The sequence below is a fragment of the Nocardiopsis sp. CA-288880 genome (genome assembly GCF_050955985.1).
Lineage (GTDB): Bacteria > Actinomycetota > Actinomycetes > Streptosporangiales > Streptosporangiaceae > Nocardiopsis > Nocardiopsis tropica.
This window is the reverse complement of the sequence record NZ_CP192105.1, coordinates 1266598-1289081: the sequence shown is the minus strand read 5'-3', so window position 1 is coordinate 1289081 and position 22484 is coordinate 1266598. Positions and strand designations below refer to the sequence as shown.

The 22484-nt window shown below is 72.5% G+C and carries 17 protein-coding genes and 1 pseudogene; 6 read left to right on the top strand and 12 right to left on the bottom strand.

Annotated features, from left to right (window positions below; genetic code table 11):
* Window positions 1-47 precede the first annotated feature (47 nt).
* The 4 genes from ACQPYD_RS05685 to dxr all read right to left on the bottom strand — a co-directional run bounded on the left by ACQPYD_RS05685 (window position 48) and on the right by dxr (window position 5919).
* The gene (locus ACQPYD_RS05685) at window positions 48-1508 is read right to left on the bottom strand and encodes an amino acid permease (RefSeq protein ID WP_344096039.1); all 1461 of its coding nucleotides are present in this window, start codon (window positions 1506-1508) and stop codon (window positions 48-50) included.
* Window positions 1509-1847: 339 nt separating this feature from the next.
* Complete coding sequence (ispG, locus tag ACQPYD_RS05680) at window positions 1848-3005, bottom strand: flavodoxin-dependent (E)-4-hydroxy-3-methylbut-2-enyl-diphosphate synthase (protein WP_433700072.1); 1158 nt, start codon at window positions 3003-3005, stop codon at window positions 1848-1850.
* Window positions 3006-3321: 316 nt separating this feature from the next.
* On the bottom strand, window positions 3322-4677 hold the full coding sequence (locus tag ACQPYD_RS05675; RefSeq protein ID WP_433700071.1) for a M50 family metallopeptidase: 1356 nt from the start codon (window positions 4675-4677) through the stop codon (window positions 3322-3324).
* Window positions 4678-4698: 21 nt separating this feature from the next.
* On the bottom strand, window positions 4699-5919 hold the full coding sequence (gene dxr, locus ACQPYD_RS05670) for a 1-deoxy-D-xylulose-5-phosphate reductoisomerase (protein WP_352986129.1): 1221 nt from the start codon (window positions 5917-5919) through the stop codon (window positions 4699-4701).
* 74 nt (window positions 5920-5993) lie between these two features.
* Between dxr and ACQPYD_RS05665 the strand changes: the two are divergent.
* Both ACQPYD_RS05665 and ACQPYD_RS05660 read left to right on the top strand, forming a co-directional pair.
* Window positions 5994-6539, top strand: a pseudogene (locus ACQPYD_RS05665) (CocE/NonD family hydrolase C-terminal non-catalytic domain-containing protein); the annotation flags it as partial.
* A gap of 152 nt (window positions 6540-6691) precedes the next feature.
* Window positions 6692-7750 (top strand): trypsin-like serine peptidase, encoded by a 1059-nt coding sequence (locus ACQPYD_RS05660; protein ID WP_433700070.1) that lies wholly within the window; start codon window positions 6692-6694, stop codon window positions 7748-7750.
* Between the two features lie 172 nt (window positions 7751-7922).
* On the opposite strand, the gene ACQPYD_RS05655 is transcribed toward ACQPYD_RS05660, so the two are convergent.
* The gene (locus ACQPYD_RS05655; protein ID WP_433700069.1) at window positions 7923-9347 is read right to left on the bottom strand and encodes an aldehyde dehydrogenase family protein; all 1425 of its coding nucleotides are present in this window, start codon (window positions 9345-9347) and stop codon (window positions 7923-7925) included.
* Between the two features lie 271 nt (window positions 9348-9618).
* On the opposite strand from ACQPYD_RS05655, the gene ACQPYD_RS05650 reads away from it, so the two are divergent.
* Window positions 9619-11409 carry a hypothetical protein gene (locus ACQPYD_RS05650; RefSeq protein WP_433700068.1) on the top strand — a complete coding sequence of 597 codons (1791 nt, stop codon included), beginning with the start codon at window positions 9619-9621 and terminating at the stop codon, window positions 11407-11409.
* Window positions 11410-11465: 56 nt separating this feature from the next.
* The gene (locus ACQPYD_RS05645; RefSeq protein ID WP_433700067.1) at window positions 11466-12350 is read left to right on the top strand and encodes a 3-methyladenine DNA glycosylase; all 885 of its coding nucleotides are present in this window, start codon (window positions 11466-11468) and stop codon (window positions 12348-12350) included.
* A gap of 171 nt (window positions 12351-12521) precedes the next feature.
* On the opposite strand, the gene ACQPYD_RS05640 is transcribed toward ACQPYD_RS05645, so the two are convergent.
* The 5 genes from ACQPYD_RS05640 to ACQPYD_RS05620 all read right to left on the bottom strand — a co-directional run bounded on the left by ACQPYD_RS05640 (window position 12522) and on the right by ACQPYD_RS05620 (window position 18799).
* Window positions 12522-13640, bottom strand: coding sequence for an ABC transporter ATP-binding protein (locus ACQPYD_RS05640; protein WP_433700066.1), 1119 nt, complete (start codon window positions 13638-13640; stop codon window positions 12522-12524).
* On the bottom strand, window positions 13637-14764 hold the full coding sequence (locus tag ACQPYD_RS05635) for an ABC transporter ATP-binding protein (RefSeq protein ID WP_433700065.1): 1128 nt from the start codon (window positions 14762-14764) through the stop codon (window positions 13637-13639). The genes ACQPYD_RS05640 and ACQPYD_RS05635 overlap by 4 nt, the downstream gene beginning before the upstream one ends.
* A gap of 2 nt (window positions 14765-14766) precedes the next feature.
* Entirely contained in the window at window positions 14767-15792 is a 1026-nt protein-coding gene (locus ACQPYD_RS05630) for an ABC transporter permease (protein ID WP_433700064.1), read from the bottom strand.
* A complete protein-coding gene (locus tag ACQPYD_RS05625) occupies window positions 15792-16796 on the bottom strand; it encodes an ABC transporter permease (RefSeq protein WP_433700063.1) in 1005 nt (334 codons plus the stop codon). Before ACQPYD_RS05625 ends, ACQPYD_RS05630 begins: the two co-directional genes overlap by 1 nt.
* 335 nt (window positions 16797-17131) lie before the next feature.
* Complete coding sequence (locus tag ACQPYD_RS05620; protein WP_433700062.1) at window positions 17132-18799, bottom strand: ABC transporter substrate-binding protein; 1668 nt, start codon at window positions 18797-18799, stop codon at window positions 17132-17134.
* A 344-nt stretch (window positions 18800-19143) separates the two neighbouring features.
* Here ACQPYD_RS05620 and ACQPYD_RS05615 point away from each other — a divergent pair, with 344 nt between their 5' ends.
* The gene (locus ACQPYD_RS05615) at window positions 19144-19545 is read left to right on the top strand and encodes a hypothetical protein (protein WP_433700061.1); all 402 of its coding nucleotides are present in this window, start codon (window positions 19144-19146) and stop codon (window positions 19543-19545) included.
* A gap of 76 nt (window positions 19546-19621) precedes the next feature.
* Here the strand turns inward: ACQPYD_RS05615 and ACQPYD_RS05610 are convergent, their stop codons facing one another.
* On the bottom strand, window positions 19622-20137 hold the full coding sequence (locus tag ACQPYD_RS05610; protein WP_402914285.1) for a gluconokinase: 516 nt from the start codon (window positions 20135-20137) through the stop codon (window positions 19622-19624).
* 138 nt (window positions 20138-20275) lie between these two features.
* Between ACQPYD_RS05610 and ACQPYD_RS05605 the strand changes: the two genes are divergently transcribed.
* Window positions 20276-20992 (top strand): FadR/GntR family transcriptional regulator, encoded by a 717-nt coding sequence (locus ACQPYD_RS05605; RefSeq protein ID WP_267948398.1) that lies wholly within the window; start codon window positions 20276-20278, stop codon window positions 20990-20992.
* Window positions 20993-21026: 34 nt separating this feature from the next.
* Here the strand turns inward: ACQPYD_RS05605 and ACQPYD_RS05600 are convergent, their stop codons facing one another.
* Window positions 21027-22403, bottom strand: coding sequence for a GntP family permease (locus ACQPYD_RS05600; protein WP_433701964.1), 1377 nt, complete (start codon window positions 22401-22403; stop codon window positions 21027-21029).
* Between the last annotated feature and the right edge of the window lie 81 nt (window positions 22404-22484).

Sequence of the window (22484 nt, the reverse complement as noted above, 5' to 3'; positions counted from 1 at the left end):
GGTCCCCGGCCCCGGCGCGGGCGTGCGGTGCGGCCTTCCGGCCCGGCCTAGACCCCGGACGCGGGCACGCGCTCCAGGGCGGAGCGGCGCATGCCGTAGCCGAAGTAGACGGCCAGTCCGACGACGAGCCAGGCCCCGAAGGCCGCCCACACGCTCGGCGACATGCTGAACATGAGGTAGGCGCAGGCGAGCACGCCCAGGACCGGCGTGACGGGGGCTCCGGGCACGCGGAAGGCGCGCGGGAGGTCGGGGCGGGTGCGCCGGAGCACCAGCACGGCCACGTTGACCAGGGCGAACGCGAAGAGGGTGCCGATGGAGGTGGCGTCCGCGAGCGGCCCCAGGGGGACCAGCGCGGCGAGGAGCGCGATGAACACGGAGGTGATGACCGTGTTCGCGCGCGGGGTGCCCTTGGCGTCCACGGTGGAGAACGCCTTGGGGATGAGCCCGTCGCGGGACATCGCGTAGAGGATGCGGGTCTGGCTGTAGAGCACCACCAGCACCACGCTGGCCAGGGCGAGGACCGCTCCGGCCGCGAAGACGACCGCCCACACCGGGGTGCCCGTGACCAGGGTGAGGATCCCCGCGAGGGAGGTCTCGCCGTCCACGAAGCCGGTCCAGTCGAGCGCGCCGACGGCGGCGAAGGCGACCAGGCAGTAGATGGCGGTCACCAGGATCATCGAGAACATGATCGCGCGGGGCAGGTCGCGCTGGGGGTTCTTCGCCTCCTCGCTCGCGGTGGAGACGGAGTCGAAGCCGATGTAGGAGAAGAACAGGGTGGCGCCCGCGGCGCTGACCCCGGCCATGCCCATCGGCATGAACGGGGCGAAGTTGCCGTCCTGGACGGCGGTGATCGCGATCGCGACGAACATGACCAGGATGGCGACCTTGACGGCGACCATGACCGCGTTGACGCGGCTGCTCTCGCGCACCCCCGCGAGCAGGGCGAACATGGACAGCAGGACCACGATCGCGGCGGGCAGGTTGACCACGCCGCCCTCCAGCGGTCCGGCGAGCACCGCCCCCGGCAGGGACAGGCCGGTGGTGAGGTGGAGGAGCTCGTTGATGTACTCCCCCCAGCCGACGCCGACGGCGGCGACGGACACGCCGTAGGTGAGCATGAGGCACCAGCCGCACACCCACGCCATGAACTCGCCGATGGTGGCGTAGCTGTAGGAGTAGGCGGAGCCGGAGGCGGGGATCATCCCGGCCATCTCGGCGTAGGCGAGCGCGGAGAACAGCGCGGTGACGCCGGCGAGCACGAAGGCGAGCACGACGGCGGGACCGGCCACGGGGACGGCCTCGCCCAGCACGACGAAGATGCCCGTGCCGAGGGTGGCGCCGATGCCGATCATGGAGAGCTGCCAGAAGCCCATGTGCCGCTGGAGGCCGGTGCCGTCGCTGGTCTCGGCGACGAGCTTCTCGACCGGCTTGCGCCGGGTCAGCCGCTCCCTCAGTGCGGGCACGCCGACGGGCGCCGCCGCGTCCGCCGGGGTCTTCTGGTCGACCACGTGACTACTCCTCGTTGCTGTGGGCGGGCACACCTGTCCCCCGGGAAGGGATGTGGGAGGTGGAGGGGCGTTTCGTGCCGGAATCAGCCCGAAAACGCCCTCAGTAACCGTAGCTGCGTTACCCAGGTAACATGACCCACATTCGTTGCGTCTGTCCCCGGGAAGCGGCGCATCCTTGCGCTTCCGCGCAAGAAAACGCGGGCCGGTGTGAGCGATGGCACACGCGCGCACCCCGCGCCTCGGGGCTCCCGCCGTGTGCCGCCGCCCGGGTCCGGACACGCGAACGGCCGCGCCGCACCCCCGGGGGGTGCGGCGCGGCCGTCGTCGGAGGACCCGGGGTCAGCCCGCCACGGCGACGGTCGGCGGGCCGGACTCGGCCCCGGCCTCGCCCATCTCCTCGGCGATGCGCATGGCCTCCTCGATGAGGGTCTCCACGATCTGGGACTCGGGCACGGTCTTGATGACCTCGCCCTTGACGAAGATCTGTCCCTTGCCGTTGCCGGAGGCCACGCCCAGGTCGGCCTCGCGGGCCTCGCCGGGCCCGTTGACGACGCAGCCCATGACGGCCACGCGCAGCGGCACCTCCATGCCCTCCAGCCCGGCGGTGACCTCCTCCGCGAGCGTGTAGACGTCCACCTGGGCCCGGCCGCAGCTCGGGCAGGAGACGATCTCCAGGCCGCGCTCGCGCAGCCCCAGCGACTCCAGGATCTGGGCGCCGACCTTGACCTCCTCGGCGGGAGGCGCGGAGAGGGACACGCGGATGGTGTCGCCGATGCCCTCGGACAGCAGCGCCCCGAAGGCGACCGCGGACTTGATGGTGCCCTGGAACGCGGGGCCGGCCTCGGTGACGCCCAGGTGCAGCGGGTAGTCGCAGGCGGAGGCCAGCTGGCGGTAGGCGTTGACCATGACGACGGGGTCGTTGTGCTTGACCGAGATCTTGATGTCGCGGAAGCCGTGCTCCTCGAAGAGGGAGCACTCCCACAGCGCCGACTCGACGAGGGCCTCCGGGGTGGCCTTGCCGTACTTCTGGAGCAGGCGCTTGTCCAGCGAACCGGCGTTGACGCCGATGCGGATCGGGGTGCCCGCCTCGTTGGCGGCCCGCGCGATCTCGGCGACCTTGTCGTCGAACTTCTTGATGTTGCCCGGGTTCACGCGCACGGCGGCGCAGCCGGCGTCGATCGCCTGGAACACGTACTTGGGCTGGAAGTGGATGTCGGCGATCACCGGGATCTGCGACTTCTTCGCGATGATCGGGAGCGCGTCGGCGTCGTCGTTGGTGGGCACGGCCACGCGGACGATCTGGCAGCCGGAGGCGGTGAGCTCCGCGATCTGCTGGAGCGTCGCGTTGATGTCGGAGGTACGGGTGGTCGTCATCGACTGGACGGACACCGGGGCGTCCCCGCCGACAGGGACGTTTCCGACCATGATCTGCCGCGTCTTGCGCCGGGTCGCCAGCGGGCGCGGCGGGGTGGCGGGAATACCGAGATCGACGGTCACGCTTGATTCACCTCGTCTGCCGCCGGAGGGGGGCGGCACTTGATTCGTCGGTTATCGGGAAAGGGCGTCCGGCGCAGCGCGCGGCGCCGCGTCCGGGGTCACCTCGCGCGGCGGCCTCCGCTGCACCGTCGTTCCCGGATCGCGATCTCCAGGTTACCCGCCCGTGGAAGGGCGCCCCCCGCGAAGCGCGGAACCGGTGCGCCAGCTGAAGATTACCGGCCTGCCGGGGTGGTCGGCGTCACGCCGGAACCGCCCCGCGACCGGGGTGGACGGCCGGTGTCGGCCGGCCGTCCGCCCGCCGTCGCGCAGGCGTGCGTCAGCCGAAGAGTCTGACCGGGTTGAACAGGTCGGCGACGAGCAGGACCACGCTGAACACGAGGAAGCACGCCACCACGACGTAGGCGACCGGTGTCAGCATCGCCACGTCCACCGGGGCGGGCTCGGGTCGGCGGAACAGCCTGGCCCAGCCGCGCTTGAGCCACTCCCAGAGGGCTCCGGCCATGTGGCCGCCGTCCAGCGGCAGGATCGGGAGCATGTTGAAGGCGAACAGGAACAGGTTCACACCGGCCAGGATCTGGAGCATGATCGCCGCGGTGTCCGCGACGGGCAGGCCCTGGGCCATGATCTCGCCGCCGATGCGGGAGATGCCGACGATGCCCACCGGGGAGTCCTGGTTGCGCTCCTCCCCGAGGAACGCGGCGGCGAACACCTCCGGGACCTTGCTGGGCAGGGAGATGAGCGCCTCGCCCACGCCGATCATCATGGAGCCCATCTCGGCGGCGGACTCGCCGACGGTGAGCGGGGCGCGCTCCTGGGCGAAGACGATGCCGAGGAAGCCCACGGTCTCGGTCTGGTAGACCCGGTAGCCGTCCGCGTCGTACACGGGCTCGCCGTCGGCGTCGGTCTCGTAGAGGATCTCGCCCTCGGCGTCGCGGGCCGGGAGCTCGTTCTCGACGACGTCGACGTCGAGCGGGACGCGCTCGCCGTCGCGCTCGACCACGACCTCGGTGCTGCCGAGGGACTCGCGGATCTGCCGGTTGGCGGTGTTCCAGTCCGGGGTGGACTCGCCACCGACGGAGACGATGACGTCGCCGGGCAGCATCCCGGCCTCGGCCGCCGGGGTGGGCGGCAGGTCGGTGCAGTCGGTGACGGAGCTGCCGACCGGGACCATGCACTCGTTGACGAGCCCGATCTCGGTGGTGCTCCGCGGGACGCCGATGCCCATGAACAGGACCGCGAGCAGGATCGCGGCGAGGACCACGTTCATGCCGGGGCCGGCGAACATCACGATGAGCCGCTTCCACGGCGCCCGCTGGTAGAACTGCCGGTCCTGGTCCTGCGGGGAGAGCTCGACGTAGGAGGCCTCACGGGCGTCCTCGGCCATGGCGCGCCAGCGGGACAGCTTGCGCGAGCCGCCGTCCGCGCTCCGGCGCGACGGCGGGAGCATGCCGACCATGCGCACGAAGCCGCCCAGCGGCACCGCCTTGATCCCGTACTCGGTGTCGCCCCGCCGGAAGGACCACAGGGTCCGGCCGAAGCCCACCATGTACTCGGTGCACTTGATCCCGAACATCTTGGCGGTGGAGAGGTGGCCCAGCTCGTGCCAGGCGATCGAGAACAACAGCCCGAAGACGAACAGGACGATCCCGACCACGGTCATCAGGGCGACCATGCAACTCTCCTCTAGGCGGTGTCAGGCCTGGCGCGCGAGGAGCTCGCGCGCACGTGTGCGGGCCCAGGCGTCGGCGGCGTACACGTCGTCCAGGCTCAGTCCCACGCTCTGGTGCGACGCTCCCCCGGGGCGGTCCGTTCGCCGGTGCTCCGAGACTACCCGGGAGACGGTGTCCATGATGGACGGGAACGCGAGGTTTCCGCGGAGGAAGGCGTCGACGGCCTCCTCGTTGGCGGCGTTGTACACCGCGGGGGCGGTGCCTCCCGCGGCGCCGACCTCGCAGGCGAGCCTGACGGCGGGGAATGCCTCGTGGTCCAGCGGCTCGAAGGTCCAGGTCTGGGCCCGGGTCCAGTCCATGCCGGGGGCGGCGCCCGGGACCCGGTCGGGCGCGCCGAGCCCGTAGGCGATGGGGATCATCATGCTGGGCGGGCTCGCCTTGGCGATGGTGGAGCCGTCGACGTACTCGACCATCGAGTGGACGATCGACTGCGGGTGGACGACGACGTCGATCCTGTCGAACGGCATGTCGAACAGCAGGCTGGCCTCGATGACCTCCAGCCCCTTGTTGACCAGGGTGGCGGAGTTGACGGTGATGACGGGCCCCATGCTCCAGGTGGGGTGGTCGAGCGCCTCGGCCGGTGTGACGCCGGCCAGCCCGTCGCGGTCGCGGCCCCGGAACGGGCCCCCGCTCGCGGTGACGACCAGGCGGCTGACCTCGTCGCGGCGGGCGTGCACGTGGCCCTGCGCCGGACTGGCGAGCTGCCCCTCGGGCAGGTACGGGAAGCACTGGGCGATGGCGAAGTGCTCGGAGTCGACCGGGACGATCTGGCCGGGCCTGGCGAGGTCGCGCACCAACGGCCCGCCGATGATGAGGGACTCCTTGTTGGCCAGGGCGAGGGTGGTGCCCGCGCGCAGCGCGGCCAGGGTCGACTCCAGGCCCAGGGCGCCCGTGATGCCGTTGAGCACGACGTCGCAGGGGCTCCCGGCGAGCTCGGCCACTCCCTCGGCGCCGACCAGGACGGCGGCCCGGCTGCCGTGCTCGGCGAGGGAGCGCGAGAGGTCGGCGGCCCGCTCGGGGTCGGCGACCGCGACCAGCGGCACGTCGAGCTCGGCCGCCTGCTTGGCGAGCAGGTCGGCCCTTCCGCCGCCCGCGGCCAGGCCCACCACGCGGAAGCGGTCGGGGTTGCGCTGGACGATGTCCACGGCCTGGGTCCCGATCGAGCCCGTGGAGCCGAGGATCACTACTGTTCGCTGCTGTTCTTCTCGCACGGCTCCATTGTCCCGCACCGGGCGGGCCTCCGGCGGTGCCTGTGGACAACTGGCAGAGCAGCGGCGCCATGGGGTCCGAGCCGGCCACGGGGTGGGACTACCGCTTCCGGACCGGGATCGGCACACCGGCGGAGAGCGGGACCGTCCTGCTCTCCGGCGCGCTCCAGCAGTTCTTCGACATCCCGACCGGGGTCCTGCTGCCGACGGTGGACCGCCACCGCGCGGCCGTGTGGACCAGCCCCGCCTACCCGGACGGGGTGCGCGTGGCGGGCACCCCCGAGGCGACGTTCACGTTCACCCCGACCGCGGAGGACCAGTCGGTCTTCCTCCACCTCTACGCCGTCGACCGCAACGGGGCCGGTTCGCTGCTCTCCCACACCCCCCACACCCTGCGCGGCGCCGTCCCGGGCGAGCCGGTGACGGTCACCGCCGAGCTGGAACCGGTCGTCTGGGACGTCCCGGCCGGGCACCGGCTGGCGGTCGTGGTCGACAGCCGGGACGCCCGCTACACGAGCGAGAGCGCCCTCGGGGACCGGGTGGACGTGACGTCCCCCCAGGACGCCCCCACACGGGTCACGGTGCCGCTCGCCTGACCGGCGCCCGCCCCCCGCGGCGCCGGCCGGGCGCCCCCGGCCGCCTCCGGCACGACCCCCGCGCCGGAGGCGGCCGACCACGCTTCCCCACCCCCCGAGACACAAACTCAAAGTAGCTGTTGAGTTACCCAAAGTGTGCAAAGATCGTGGGCATGACCTCGTCCACCTCACACAAGCTCCTCGCCCCCCTGGCCGCCGTCGCGGTCGCCCTGGGAGGACTGGCCCTCGTAGAGAGACTCCCCGCACCGGCCTCCGCCGTCACCCGGGCCGCCGGGACGCCGCAGCACGCCGCGCCCGCCCGCGCCAGTGGTGAGGCGATGACGCGCGTGGACGGGATCTCCCACCAGACGGCGGCCGTCACGGGCACCCAGCACCGGGCCGTGCTGGACTACTGGACCGCCGAGCGGATGGCCGCGGCCCAGCCCATCACCAGCATGCTGGAGGGAGCCCTCCTGCCGCCCGCGGCGCACCCCGCTCCGGACGGCGTCGACCACCAGGCGTCCCCGCGCGCCGACAGCCGGGGCGAGCGCTGGACCGCCGGCGGCCTGGTCACGAAGACCACCGGCAAGGTCTACCTGACCATGGACGGCCGCGACTTCACCTGTTCTGCCTCGGTCGTGGACTCCGCCAACAAGAGCACCGTGGTCACCGCGGGCCACTGCGCCAAGGACGGCAAGGGGTCGTGGGCGCGCAACTGGACCTTCGTGCCGGGCCACGACGCCGGGAAGGACCCGTACGGCAGGTTCACCGCCCGTGACATGCTCGTCGCCCCGCAGTGGTCGCGCGAGGCCGACGACAGCTACGACTTCGCCATGGTGGTGCTGAACAAGAGCGGCGGGACCGCCGTCCAGGACGAGGTCGGGTCCCAGCGGATCTCGTTCGGCTCCTGGACCGCGGACAAGGTCCGCGACGGCGTGCAGGTGTACACGTTCGGGTACCCCTCGGCCTCGCCCTTCGACGGCCAGGACCTGCACTACTGCTCGGGCCGCACCAGGCCGGACACGGGCGGCACCACCGCCAACGGCGTGCGGTGCAGCATGACGCAGGGGTCCAGCGGCGGACCCTGGTTCACGGGCTTCGACACCTCGACCGGACGGGGCACGATCTCCTCGGTGGTCAGCTTCAAGTACGCCGACGACCGCTCCACCCAGTACGGCCCCCGGCTGGGCGCGGAGGCGCGCAAGCTGTACGACCACGCCTCGGGGCTCTAGGGCGTGGTCCGCGGGTGCTCCCGGTCGGCGCGGTGGGAGGCCGCCCGGCGGACGCCGGCCCGGAACGACCCGCCTCCCCGGCCGGGGCCGGGGAGGCGGTGGCCGCCGCTCCGGCGGGCGTACGGCAGGGGTCCGCGGCCGGGCGGCGCCGACGGGGCGGCGCCCGGTCCCGCTACAGGTCGATGCCGGTGAGCACCAGGACCCGCTCGTAGGTCAGGTCCGTCATGGCGGCGCGCACGCCCTCCTTGCCCACCCCCGACTGCTTGACGCCGCCGTAGGGCATCTGGTCGGCGCGGAAGGTGGGGACGTCGCCGATCACCACGCCGCCGACCTCCAGTTCCCGGTGCGCACGGAACGCGGTGGGCAGGTCGCGGGTGAACACCCCGGCCTGGAGGCCGAAGTCGCTCTCGTTGACCGCCGCGAACGCGGCGTCGGTGTCGGCCGCCCGCTGGACGACCAGCACCGGTCCGAACACCTCCTGGCGCACGACCTTCGCGTCGGCGGGCGCGTTCGCGAGCACCGTCGGCGCGACCGTCACCCCGTCACGGGTGCCGCCGGTGAGCAGTTCGGCGCCGTCGGCGACGGCCTCGTCGATCCAGGCGGCCACGCGCTCGGCGGACGCCTCGTTCACGAGCGGGCCCACGTCGGTGGCGGGGTCGGAGGGGTCCCCGACGCCGAGGGCCTCCACGCGCTCCACCAGCCGCGCCACGAACTCGTCGTGGACGGAGTCCTCGACGATCACGCGCTGCACGCCGATGCACACCTGCCCGGCCTGGTTGTTGCCGAACAGCGCGACCCGCTGCGCCGCCCAGTCCAGGTCCGCGTCGGCGAGGACCACGGCAGCGGCGTTCCCGCCCAGCTCCAGGGTGACGTGCTTGCGCGGCGCGAGCCGGGGCAGCTCCCAGCCGAAGGCCCCGCCGGTGAAGGAGATGACGGGGAGGCGCTCGTCGGTGATCAGCGACGCCGCGCGGTCGTTGGGCATGGGGAGCACGGAGAGCATGCCGCCGGGCAGCTCGGTCTCCGCGACGATCTCGCCCAGGATCAGGGCCGTCATCGGGGTGGCCGGCGCGGGCTTGAGGACGACGGGCGCGCCGACGGCGAGGGCCGGGGCGACCTTGTGGGCGACCAGGTTGAGCGGGAAGTTGAACGGCGAGATGCCCAGGACCGGCCCCTTGGGGACGCGGCGGACCACGGCCATCCGGCCGACGCCGCCCGGGTCGGTGTCCAGCCGCTGGAGCTCGCCGCTGTCGCGCCGGGCCTCCTCCGCCGCCCAGCGGAACACGGAGACGGCGCGGCCCGCCTCGGCGCGGGACCACTTGAGGGGCTTGCCGCTCTCCGCGGTGATCGTCCGGGCGATCTCCTCGGACCGCTCGCCGATGCGCCGGGAGATGTGGACGAGGGCGTCGGCCCGTACGTGCGCGGGCAGGGCGGCGGCCTCGGCGGCGACGGCGTGGGCCGCGGCGACGGCCTGCTCGATCTGCTCGGCGGTCGGCACGGCGACCGCGCCGACGGACTCGCCGGTGTAGGGGTTGACGACAGGGATCTCGGTGTCGCCGGTCGCGGCGGTGCCGGCCAGCCAGAACGGGTGCGTGGACATGCCCGTGACGCTAGTGCCCGCGTCTCGCCGCCCGCTTTGTCCATTTTTTCCACTGGCGTGTCGTTCCTTGGCCACAGTGGCGCAACCGGCCCGGAGCGTTCCGGTGGGGCGGCCTGAGACTCCTGGGATCCTTGGGATGCGGTCGAGGGTTCTTTGGTCAACCGACTGGCGCCGGAGGTCTCCTTCGTCCAGAGTGGGGAGGAGGGCTCTGCCAGCGTGTTCGGGCGGACCCTCGGGTCCGCCGCCGCCGTCGGGAGCCCGGGAGTGCTCATTGCCACTTGTCTACCGCACGCTCGTCGCCGTCCCGGAGCACGACGGCGACCTCATCGACACCACCTCGACGGTGTTGTCCCGCTGGCTCAGCAAACGCGGCAACTCGGGCGCGCGGGTGGACTTCTCGGCCTCGGGGCGCCACGATCTGAGCAACCGCTCCCGGGCCCTGGTGGTCCGGCACGACAACGACGACGAGGGGCTGCGCTTCCTCCGGCTCACCACGGAGTCCGACAAGCCCGACGGGGTGTGGCGGACCGTCGCCACAGCGGTCGTGGACCCCGAACTCGCCCCGTGGCGGTACGTGTGGATCGACATGGCCGTCGACCCCGCCCCCGCCGAGCGCGCCGCGGCGGACCCTCCCCGCCTGGACGTCATGCCCCCCGAGGCCGCCCGCATGCTCCTCGACTCCGTGGACGCCCACGACGGCGAGCACCCGATGCCCCCCGCCCCCCTGATCGTGCGCGGACGCGACGACGCCCTCATGGACACGCTCGTGTCGGCCATCCGCGACCCCGTCAGACGCATGGCGGTGGTGGCGACCGGGGCTCCCCGGGACGTCACCGTCGCCGACTGGCGCGACGCCATGGCGGGCGCCATGGCGCGCTGCACCGGGATGTGCGCCGCCTACGTGCTCGACGCCGCCGCCCTGGAGCGCGTCGGCTCCCTCCTCCCCCGGGGGCTGGACGTCCCCCCGGGCGGGGTGCGCACGTTCTTACCGGGCGTCGACCTGCTCGACGAGGACGACGCCCCCCGCCACCCCCGGATGAGCCCGGCCACGCTCGACACCGCCCGCGACGGCGAGCGCATCCGCAACTGGGTGGGCGCGGCACTGTCGCGCCGGGTACGCGACAACGCCCTCGACGTGAGCCTCCCCGACCCCCTCCTCGCGGTCGACGCGCTCCTCTCCGAGGAGACCGACGACCTGCGCGCGGCCGTCCGGGCCCCCTCCCCCGGCCCCGCTCCCGCCACCCGCGCCGCCGCCGCGCACCGGGCGGTCCCCGGCTCCGCCGACCTGGCCTCCGAGCAGGAGCGCGAGGCCCAGGAGCAGCAGGTCCAGCGCCTGAGGGAGGAGGTCACGCGCCTCAGCACCCGGGTCGCCGAACTCTCGGAGGAGCGCCAGGGCCTCCTCGCCGAGACGGCCGACCTCGCCGAGGAGCTCGACAGCGCGCGGGACCACGCACGCGCCGCCGCCTACGAGGTCCGGTGGCTGCGCGACCGGGCCCGCGAGGCCGGGCAGTTCCGGCTGGCGGCGGCCCCCGCGCCGCGCGACCCGCGGCGGCGTCCTCCCCGGAGCGTGCGCGAACTCCTGGAGCGCGTCACCGACGGGTCCGCGCTGCCCCACCTGTTCTTCACCATCGAGGCGCAGACGGTGTACGAGCTGTCCGACAGCCGCAAGGAGGCCCTGTGGGTCACCCGCGCCTGGGAGGCCCTGCTGGCCCTGAACGACTACGCGCGCTACCAGTTCGACAACCCCGGCAGCGGGCTCGGGTTCCACTCGTACCTGAAGGAGACGCCCGACGGCTACGAGGTGATCCCGGTCAAGCGCCTGGCCTCGCAGGAGTCGGACCACGTGCGCAACCGGGGAAAGCTCAACGACAAGCGCCTCTTCCGGGTGCCGGAGGAGGTGGAGCCCGGCGGGCGCGTCCCGATGTACGCCCACATCAAGCTGGACATCGAGTACGGGATCTGCCCGCGGCTGTACTTCTACCCCCACCTGGGGCCGGGCACGACCAACCGCGTCTACATCGGCTACCTGGGCCGCCACCTGCCCGTCCAGCAGTCCAACTGAGCCCGTCACCGCGCCGGCGCGGAGGGCGCTCCCCGCGCCCGCGTACCCTGGGGGCCGTGACGGGAACGAGTACCGGGGCGCCGACAGCCCTCGCCGAGACGGAGTGGCGCGGGCGCGCCGAGAGGCACGAGCGGCGCGTGGACGCGCTGGTCGCCGACCACCTGCGGCGGCGCCGCGAGGGCGTGCCCCACCCGGTGGAGGACTTCCTGTTCACCTACTACAACCTCAAGCCCTCGCAGCTGCGGCGCTGGCACCCGGGGGCCGGGACGGCGCTGCTGGGCGAAGGGGCCCGCGCCCGCCTGTCCGAGCGGTTCTACACGGAGCTGCCCGACGGGGCCGTCGCCGTGGACGCCGGGGAGTTCCTGGCGGCGCGGCCCGTGCTGGGCTTCGTGGAGAAGCTCCTGTCGTCGGTCGCCTCCCGCCCCGCCCACCTGGGCTGCTTCGGCCTGCACGAGTGGGCGATGGTGTACCGCGCGGGACGGGTGCGCCACGGCCAGGTGCCGCTGCGGCTCGGCCACGAGGGCACCGACCGCGTCGTGGAGTCGCACCGGATCCAGTGCTCGCACTTCGACGCGTTCCGGTTCTTCACCGAGGCCGCGCGCCCCCTCAACACGCTCCGGCCGACCCGCGAGCGGCAGTCGGAGCTGGACCAGCCGGGCTGCCTGCACGCCAACATGGACCTGTACAAGTGGGCGTACAAGCTCTCCCCCGCGGTGCCCTCCGAACTCGTGGTGGACTGCTTCGAGCTCTCGCGGGAGATCCGGACCCTGGACATGCGCGCGTCCCCCTACGACCTGGCGGACTGGGGCTACGAACCGGTGCGCATCGAGACGGCCGGGGGCAAGGCCGCGTACATGGAGGCGCAGGAGGGCTTCGCCGAGCGCGGCGCCGTGCTGCGCGAGCGGCTGCTGGACGCCTGCCGGACCCTGCGGGCGGCCTGACCCCGGCCGGTCCGGGGCCTGACTCCGGCCGGTCCGGGGCCTGACTCCGGCCGGTCCGGGGCCTGACTCCGGCCGGTCCGGGGCCTGACTCCGGCCGGGACGGGAGGCCGGGGACGCGCCGGGCCGGGGCGGCCCGGCGCGTCCCGGCTCCTCGGGCGGGACGGGCCGTGCTCAGCCCACGCCGTGCACGATGCGCTCGGCCAGCTTCTCGTCCGGCCGGATCTCCCCCGCCAGGATCTGCTCCGCGTAGTGGCAGGCCACACGGTGGGTGCTGCCCTCGGCGGCGCCCCGCACCGGGCGCAGCTCCGGGCGCTCGGTGTCGCACAGCTCCTCCTGCCGCCACGGGCAGCGGGTGTGGAAACGGCAGCCCGAGGGCGGGTTCGCCGGCGAGGGCAGGTCACCGGAGAGCAGGATGCGCTCGCGGGCGTCCTCCACCTCCGGGTCCGGCACCGGCACCGCCGACATCAGGGACCGCGTGTACGGGTGCATCGGCGTCTCGTACAGCTCGTCGCTGGAGGCCTCCTCCACCAGCGCCCCCAGGTACATCACCCCCACCACGTCGCTGACGTGGCGGACCACCGCCAGGTCGTGGGCGATCACCAGGTAGGTGAGCCCGAGCTCCTTCTGGAGGCTCTCCAGCAGGTTCAGGACCTGTGCCTGGATCGACACGTCCAGGGCCGACACCGGCTCGTCGCAGATGATGAGGTCGGGTTCGAGCACCAGCGCCCGGGCGATCCCGATGCGCTGCCGCTGGCCCCCGGAGAACTCGTGCGGGTACCGGGTGAGCGCCTTCGAGGACAGCCCCACCCTCTCCAGGGCTTCCACGACCCTGCGGTGCTGGTCCTCCAGGACCAGCTTCCGCCGTTCGGACCTCCCCGCGGGCGCCCCGGGGCCGTCGCCGTCCCCGTCGGGGCCGCCGATCCCGTGGGTCTGCAGCCCCTCCAGGAGGATCGAGCCGATGTTCTGCCTGGGGTTGAGGCTGCCCAGGGGGTCCTGGAAGACCATCTGGAGGTTCCTGCGCTCCCGGCGCATCGACTCGGCGTCCAGGCCGGCCAGGTCGCGTCCGCCGAACAGCACCTCCCCCTCCGTGACGTCCACCAGCCGCAGCACGGCCCGGCCCAGGGTGGTCTTGCCGCAGCCGGACTCGCCCACCAGGCCGTAGGTCTGGCCCTCCTGGATCTCCAGGCTGACGCCGTCGACCGCGCGCACGTGGCCGATCGTGCGGTCGAACACCACCCCGCGCCTGATCGGGAAGTGGACCTTGAGGTCGTTGATCCGCAGCAGGCTCATCCCTGCGCCTCCTCGTCGTCGCCGACCACCGCCGGGCTCTCCAGTACCGTCCGGTCCACCACGTCCGCGTGCCGGACGGGGTTCACGCAGCGGTACGCGTGGCCGGCTCCGGCCGCCCGGTCCGCCGCGCCGCCGGCCGCCGCCGCGGCCCCGCCGCCCCCCGCCCCCGCGGTGACCAGCTGCGGCGGGCCCTGGAGGCACTCCATCGTGTAGTGGTCGCACCGGGGCGCGAACGCGCACCCGTCCGTCCAGGCGATGTTGTCGTTGACCGAGCCGCGGATGGGGGTGAGGGCCTCGCCCCGGGGGGCGTCCAGCCGGGGGATGGAGCCCAGCAGGCCGACGGTGTAGGGGTGCGTCGGGTCGGCGAACAGCGGAGCGCGCCGCGCCGTCTCCACCGCCCGGCCGGCGTACAGGACGTTGATGTCGTCGCACAGCCCGGCGACGACGCCCAGGTCGTGGGTGATCATGAGCAGGGAGGTCCCCTCCTCGGTGACCAGGTCCTTGAGCAGCTCCAGGATCTGCGCCTGGATGGTGACGTCCAGGGCCGTGGTCGGCTCGTCCGCGATCATCAGGCGGGGCCGGCAGGCCACCGCCATGGCGATCAGCGCCCGCTGGCGCATGCCCCCGGACAGCTGGTGCGGGTACTCGCGGAGCCTGCGCGTCGGGTCGGGTATGCCCACCCGGTAGAGCAGGTCGGCCGCCTCCTTCGAGGCCTTCGCTCCCCGCAGGCCCCGGTGGCGCCGGAGGATCTCGGTGACCTGGCGGCCGATGGGCACCACCGGGTTGAGGGAGCTGAGGGGGTCTTGGAAGATCATCGCCAGCTGGGACCCGCGCAGGTCGCGCATCCGCCTCTGCGGGAGCTTCAGGAGGTCGGCCTCCCCGCCGGGCAGCCGCATCACCGCGCTGCCGCCGACGCGCACCCCCCTGTCGGGCAGCAGGCCCATGAGGGCGAGCGAGGTGACGCTCTTGCCGCAGCCGGACTCGCCGACCAGGCCGGTGACCCGGCCTTCCTCCAGGGTGAAGGACACCCCGTCCACGGCCCGGACCTCTTCCGGGTCGGAACCGCGCCCGCGGAACACCACGGACAGCTCGTCCACCGCCAACAGCGGCGTGCTGGAACTCATGGTCACTTCCTCAGCTTCGGGTCGAGCGCTTCCCGCATCGCCTCACCCAGGAGGGTGAAGCCCAGGGCGGTGACGATGATGGCCAGCGCCGGGTACACGGCCAGCTGCGGGGCGCTGGACAGGAAGCGCTGGGCGTCGGCGAGCATCGTCCCCCACTCGGGGAAGGCCGGGTCCGGGTTGCCCAGACCCAGGTAGGACAGGGCCGCCGCGTCGATGATCGCGGTGGCCAGGGTGAGGGTGGACTGGACGATCACCGGGCCCAGGGAGTTCGGCAGGATGTGCGTGAGCGCGATCCTGCGCTTGCGCACCCCCAGCGCGCGTGCGGCCAGGACGTAGTCGCGGTTGCCCTGGGAGATCATCGCGCCGCGCAGGAGGCGGGCGAAGACCGGGACCTGGGCGACGCCGACGGCGATCATGACCGTGGTGAGGCTCGGCCCGACGAGGGCGGCGACGGTGACCGCGAGGAGCAGCGTCGGCAGCGCGAGCATCATGTCGATGACGCGCATCACCACGTTGTCGAGCTGGCGGCCCCAGCGCCCGCCGAGGACCGACGCGGCCCCGGCGGCGCCGCCCAGGAGCGCGCCGGCGCCGAAGCCGACCAGGGTGGCGACCACGCCGACCATGAGGGTCTGGCGGGCGCCGACGACCATGCGGGAGAACTGGTCGCGGCCGAGGTTGTCCAGCCCCAGCCAGTTCTCGCCGCGCGGGCCGACGAAGATGTTCTGGTTCGGGAACACCTCGTCGCCCCAGGCCTGCGAGGTGGGCGAGTAGGGCGCGATGAGCGGCGAGAGCAGGGCCACGGCGACGAACACGACGACGATCACGGCGCCGGTGATGGCCATGGGGCTGCGGCGCATCCGCGCGAGGGCGGTGCGCCAGATCCCCGAGCCGTGGCCGCTCTCGTCCCGCTCGCCCATGAGCTCGGCGAGGCGGTCGACGCGGGCCGCCTTCCGCCCGAGGAGCGGCCCCCCGGCGTCCGACGCGTCCTCGGCCCGGGACGGGTTCTGGGAGCTCGGTGTCGTTGGCATCACTGGGCCCGCACTCTCGGGTCGAGGAGGCTGTAGGAGATGTCCACCAGGAGGTTGATGAACACGTACATGGTGGCGATGAGCAGGATGAACCCGGTGAGGACCGGGTAGTCGCGGGTCTGCGTGGCCGCGTACACGAACGAACCGATCCCGGGGAACGCGAACACGCTCTCGGTGAGGACCGCGCCGGCGAACAGGCTTCCGGTGAGCAGGCCGATGGACGTGACGACGGGGAGCATGGCGTTGCGCATCACGTGGCGGGTGCGCACGGTGTTGCGGTGCAGGCCCTTGGCGTTGGCGGTGCGGACGTAGTCCTCCTCCAGCACCTCCAGGACACTGGCGCGGGTCATGCGCACGATCACCGCGAGCGGGATCGAGGCGAGCGCGAGCCCGGGGAGCACCAGGTGCGCGAGGGCGTCGGCGACCACGTCGAACTCGCCGGTCCGCAGCCCGTCCAGGACGGCGAACCCGGAGAGGTCCGTGCGGCTGATGCCCGGGGAGAGCCGGAACGCGGACGGGAACCAGCCCAGCCGCTCGGCGAAGACCACCTTCAGGATGAAGGCGAGGAAGAAGACCGGGGTGCAGATCCCGAGGAGGGACCCGCCCACCGCGGCGAAGTCCAGGACGGACCCGCGCCTGCGCGCGGCCAGGTAGCCGAGCGGGATGCCCACCGCGGTCGCGATGAGCATCGCGGTGACGGCGAGCTCGAAGGTGGCCGGGAAGCGGGTGAGGAACTCTTCGAGGACCGGTCTGCCGGTCTGGAGGGAGGCGCCCAGGTCTCCCTGGAGGATGCGGCGCAGGAAGGCCAGGTACTGGACCGTGATCGGTTCTTCCAGGCCCAGGGAGCGCCGCAGCTGGGCTCGTTGCTCGGAGGTCGCGTCGTCGGGGAGGAGGGCGTACTCGGGTCCGCCCGGCAGCCGTTGCAGCCAGACGAACAGCAGGATCGACAGGCCGCCCAGTGTCGGGATCAGCTGAAGGAGACGCCTGACGATGAATCGCAGCACCTTCGCCGCCTTTCGCCAGTGTGGGAACGATGGACGCGAAGCGTCCCCGCCGGGGTGTGGCGGGGGCTCGGGTTGTACGGGTGTCCCGGTCGGCGCGGAGCCGCACGGTCGGTGCGGTCGGGGGGCGCGGCGGCCGTTGGAGGTCGTGCACGTGTGCGGGGTTCCGGCCTCCGGAGGCGGCGGCCGGACGGCCCCACGGGCTCCCGTGGGGCGCTCTCCCGGTGGCAGCCGGCCCGCGCGGTGCGGGCGGAGGCCCCGGACGGGCCGCGGGCCCGACCGGCCGGTGAGGGCCGGTCGGGCCCCGGTCCCCTCCCCCTGTCGGGGGGCGGGGCGGGCTACTGCCAGGAGGCCTCGAAGAACTTCTCCTGGGTCAGCGGGCTGACCTGGGGAGGATTGACGTTCTCGGCGAAGGCGATGGACGGCGGGGAGCTGGAGAGGGGCAGGCCGGGCAGGGCCTCCATGATCTGCTCGTTCAGGTCCTGGTAGGCGGCGATGCGCTCCTCGTTGTCGGGGTTGCTGCTGGCCTCGGCCATGGCGTCGAACAGCTCGGGCTCGTCCATGCCCCAGGCGTCGTTCTGGGTCGAGAACCAGGTGCCGATGAAGTTGTAGGCGTCGTTGTAGTCGCCGGTCCAGCCGAGCAGGTACATCGAGCAGTTGCCGCTGTCGGTCTGCGGGACGTACTCGGTCCACTCGAAGGACTTGGCCTCGACCGTGACGCCGACCTCCTCCAGGTCCGAGACGATGACGTCGAAGATGTCGCGCGGCGCGGGCATGTACGGGCGGGTGACCTCCGTGGGGTAGCAGAAGTCGACCTCCAGGTCCTCCTGCCCCGCGTCGGCGAGCATCTCCCTGGCCAGGTCCGGGTCGTAGTCGTAGGTCTGGACGTCGGGGGACCAGCCGTCGAGGGTGTCGGGGTGGAACTGGGTCGCCACCTCGCCGCCCTCGGGGAGGATGGTGTCGACGATGCGCTGGCGGTTGACCGCGTGCGAGAGCGCCTGCCGGACCTCCAGGTCGGCGAGGGCCTCGTTGGTCTCCTGCTGGTAGGCCAGGTAGAGGACGTTGAACACGTCCCGGGTGGGCACCTGGAAGCCGGCCTCCTCCAGGGGCTCCACGTCGGCGGGGGCGACGAGGTCGTAGCCGTGGATGTCCCCGGCCTCCAGCGCCTGGCGGCGGGCGGTCTCGTCCGGGATGGCCCGCAGGATCATGGTCTCGAAGCCGGCCTCCGTGCCCCAGTAGTCGTCGAAGCGGGAGAGGGTGACCTCGGCCTGGTCGCGGTTCCACTCCTCCACGGTGAACGGGCCGGTGCCGGCGACGGTGCCCACGTTCTGGGTGTAGTCGGGCAGCGAGTAGTTGCCCTCCTCACCGGTGATCTCCTCGTCGGCGACGGCCTCCAGCGTGGTGGGGCTCATGATGCCGAACGCGGCGAGGCTGAACCCGCCGGGGAAGATCGAGGAGTACTCCGAGATCGTGATGACCGCGGTCAGGTCGTCCTCGGCCTCACAGGAGACGTAGCGGGACTCGGGGGTGTCCTCGCTCTCGTTCTCCGCGAAACCGCCGAAGATCGCCTGCCAGTAGTACGAGTTGTTGGAACTCTGCCAGGCGCCGGTCAGATTGTGCCACCGGTCGAAGTTGGCGCACACCGCCTCGGCGGTCAATTCGTCGCCGTCGTGGAACTGCACGTTGTCGCGGAGGTTGAAGGTCCAGACGGTTCCGTCTTCCGACTGTTCCCAGGTCTCGGCGAGTCCGCCGACGATCTCGCTCCCACCTGATTCGTGGTCGAGAAGGGTTTCGAAGACCTGGCGGCTGTAACGGAAGGTTTCCCCGTCACTGGTGAGGAAGGGGTCGAGGGTCCTGATGTCGCCTGCGGAGGCGAAGACGAAGGGGGCGGATTCGTCTGTGCCGCCGCCCTCGCGCGTGCTCTCCGCGCACGCTGTCGCCACCAGCGTGAGCGCCGCCGCGGTGGCCGCGAGGGCCAGCGGCTTTCTGGAAGACTTCGTGAACATGGTCCACCTCAATGTGGGGCGGGGGTATGAGGCCCGAGATCGATTGAGTGGACCCTAGACCGGGGGGAGACCGGCAGGGAAGGTAGACGGCTGGGTATTAATACAACCGTTTCAGATCTGTGCCGTGATCCATAGGCGCGTTTTGGCGTGCGCGCTGTCCAACGGACACCCATTACCACGGGAGTCCGCCGCGACGACACCCGTCCCGCTTTCCACGGGCGCCCGTGGAATTGCGGCACGCATTAACCCGATCATCGGATGAATTAACGTATGCGACACGAAGTCCGCCTCGGGACGTTGGTCCCCGATACTCGGACGCCCCTCGGCAGCCCTATGATCTCCGGATGACCACACCCCTTGACGACGCGGCCCTGACCGCGTTCCTCGAAGGCCAGGAGACCGCCTGGCTCGCCGAGCAGCTCATGCTGATCGCCGACGAGGACCCCATCACCAGGATCCGGCTGACCGGGGCCGCCGGCTCCGAGAGCGCCGTGGACGACGCCCGCGCGGCCGTCCTCTCCGCGGTCGCCGACCACCGCCCGGATGAGGCCGCCGAGGACTCCGACGACGACGCCCTGCACCGGGTGCTCGACCTGCTCGACGACCTCGCCGACTACGGTTTCGAGGACGAGACCTCCGACATCGCCGACGAGGCTCGCGAGATCTACCTGACCCGCCACGGGGAGGACGGCAGCGAGCACCTGGCGCGCCTGCACTCCCTCGCGGACGCCGAGGACGAGGAGTAGGACGCCCCGGAGCGGGGCGGGGGCCCGTGCGCCCCGGCCCCGCTCCCCCGGCCCCGCGGGCGGGCCCTCCCGCCCGTCAGGCGTCCGCCGCCCGCATGCACTCGCCGACGTACTCCAGCGCCTGCTCCGTGAGGGTGTCGACGTCGCTCCGCACGTCGAACTCGCGGCCGGGCTCGTCCGGGCCGAGCCTCTCCAGGGTGGCCAGCTGCGACTCCAGCAGGGCGGGCGGCATGAAGTGGTCGGCCCTGGCCGCCATCCGCTCCAGGATCACCTCCGCGGGCCCCTGCATGTGCAGGAAGCACACCCCGGGCGCCCCTTCGCGCAGGACGTCGCGGTACTCGCGCCTGAGCGCCGAACACGCCATCACCGTCGACTCCCCGAGGGCGTCGTGCGCCGAGATCCACGCCGCCAGGTCGCGCAGCCAGGGCCACCGGTCGTCGTCCGTCAGGGGGACGCCGGCCGCCATCTTCTCGATGTTGGCCCTGGGGTGGAAGGCGTCCGCCTCGGCGAACGGCAGGCCGAGGTGCTTCGCCACGTACTCGGCGACGGTGGTCTTGCCGCTTCCGGCGACGCCCATGAAGACAAAGTGCATGGTCTCTCCGTGTCCTGGTGCTCCTGCGGGGCCGCAAGCGCCACCACTAATAGTGATATCAATCAATCCGGCTAGGCTTCAGGCTGGAACCCGGCCGGTTGTGGCCGGACCGGACGAGCGCGGAGCACAGGGAGCACGATGGGCACCGACCACCGCACGCTGCACAACCGGGTGCTTGCGGTCCTCGGGCCCGCGATCGCCGCGGACGAGTACGCGACCGGCCACACGTTCACCCTCCAGGGGCTCGAGCAGGACTTCGGGGTCTCCCGGACCGTGGCGCGCGAGGCCGTGCGTGTCCTGGAGTCGATGCGTCTCGTGGTCAGCCGCCCGCGCACCGGGATCCGGGTGCGGCCCCGGCGCGACTGGAGCGTCTTCGACCCCCAGCTGATCCGCTGGCGCCTGGCCGGTCCGGGCCGTATGGAGCAGCTGCGCTCGCTCAACGAGCTGCGCGCCGCCGTCGAGCCCGGGGCCGCCGCGCTCGCCGCCGCGCGGGGCGGCGAGGAGGAGCGGGCCCAGCTGGTGGTGGTGGCCGACCAGATGGTCCTCACCGGCCGGGCCGGGGACCTCGCGACCTTCCTCGAACTCGACATCACCTTCCACCGCCGCATCCTGGAGCTCTCCGAGAACGAGATGCTCGTCGGGCTGGCGCAGGTGGTGGCCGAGGTCCTCGTCGGCCGGACCTCCTACGACCTGATGCCGCGCAACCCGCGCCCGGAGGCGCTGCGGCTGCACAAGACCGTCGCCCAGGCCATCCGGGACGGCCTCCCCGACGTGGCCGAGGCCGCGATGCGGTCCATCGTCACCGAGGTCTCGGACGCCCTGGAGCACGACCCGAAGGCGTACCCGGCCCCCTGAGGGGCGGGCGGGCCGGAGCCCGCCCGCCCGCGCGTCACAGCACCAGGCTGAGCCCGAAGGCGAGACCGAACCCGATGAAGCCGATGAGGGTCTCCATGACGGTCCAGGTCTTGAGCGTGGTCTTGACGTCCATGCCGAGGAAGCGCCCGACCAGCCAGAAGCCGGAGTCGTTGACGTGCGACAGGGCCGTGGCGCCCGAGGCGATCGCGATGACGATCAGCGCCAGGTCGATGGAGGTCAGCCCCGGGGCCGCCTGCACGGCCGGGGCGATGAGCCCCGCGGCGGTGGTGATGGCGACGGTGGCCGACCCCTGCGCGACGCGGAGGGCGAGGGCGATGACGAAGGCGGCGACGATCACCGGCAGGCCCGTGGCCTCCAGCGAGCCGGCCAGCGCGTCGCCGATGCCGCTGGTGCGCAGCACCATGCCGAACATGCCGCCGGCGCCGGTGATGAGGATGATGGCGCAGACGGGGCCGAGCGCCCCTCCGACGATCTCCTCGACCCTCTGACGGGTGAAGCGGCCCCGGCGGAGCACCGTCATGGCCACGAGCACGGTGATGAGCAGGGCGATCGGGGTCTGGCCGATCAGCTGGAAGGCCTGCACCCACAGGGCGTCCGCGGGAACGGCGCCGGTGGCGGCGAAGGCGGACACGCCGGTGTTGGCGAAGATCAGCAGCATCGGCAGCAGGAGGATGCTCAGGACCGTGGCCAGGTGCGGCGGGTCGTCGTGCTTGACGGTGCCGTCGGACATGACGTCGTCGGGGACCGGGATCTCGAAGCGCTTGCCCGCCCAGAGCCCGTACAGGTAGCTGGAGAGGTACCAGGTCGGAATCGCCAGCAGGAGGCCGACCAGCAGGGTCAGGCCCATGTCCGCGCCGACCTCCACGGCGGCGGTCACCGGGCCGGGGTGCGGGGGCACGAAGGCGTGCATGACCGCGAAGGCGCCCGCGGTGGGCAGGGTGTAGGTCAGGACCGACCCGCCGACGCGCCGGGCCACGCTGAAGACGATCGGCAGCATGACGATGAGGCCGACGTCGAAGAACAGCGGGAAGCCGAACAGCAGCGAGGACACACCGAGGGCGAGCGGGGCGCGCTTCTCCCCGAAGAGCCTGATGAGGGCCCCCGCCAGCACCGCGGCGCCGCCGGTGATCTCCAGCAGGCGGCCGATCATGACGCCGAGGCCGACCAGGAGGGCGACGTTGGCGAGCGTGCCGCCGAAGCCGTCCAGGAGGGTCGGCATGACCCCGGAGACCGGGATGCCTGCGGCGAGGGCGGTCAGGACGCTGACCAGGACGAGCGCGATGAACGCGTGCATCCTGAAGCGGATGATGAGGAACAGCAGGAGCGCGATGGCGCCCGCCGCGATCCCGAGGAGCGGACCCGTGCCGTAGACGGGCTCGAAGTTCTCCACGACGGAGCCTTCCAGTGGACTGATGGGGTGGCACACGACCGCAGCATGAAACGGCCTTGACCTGCGCTTGGAACAGGTCTC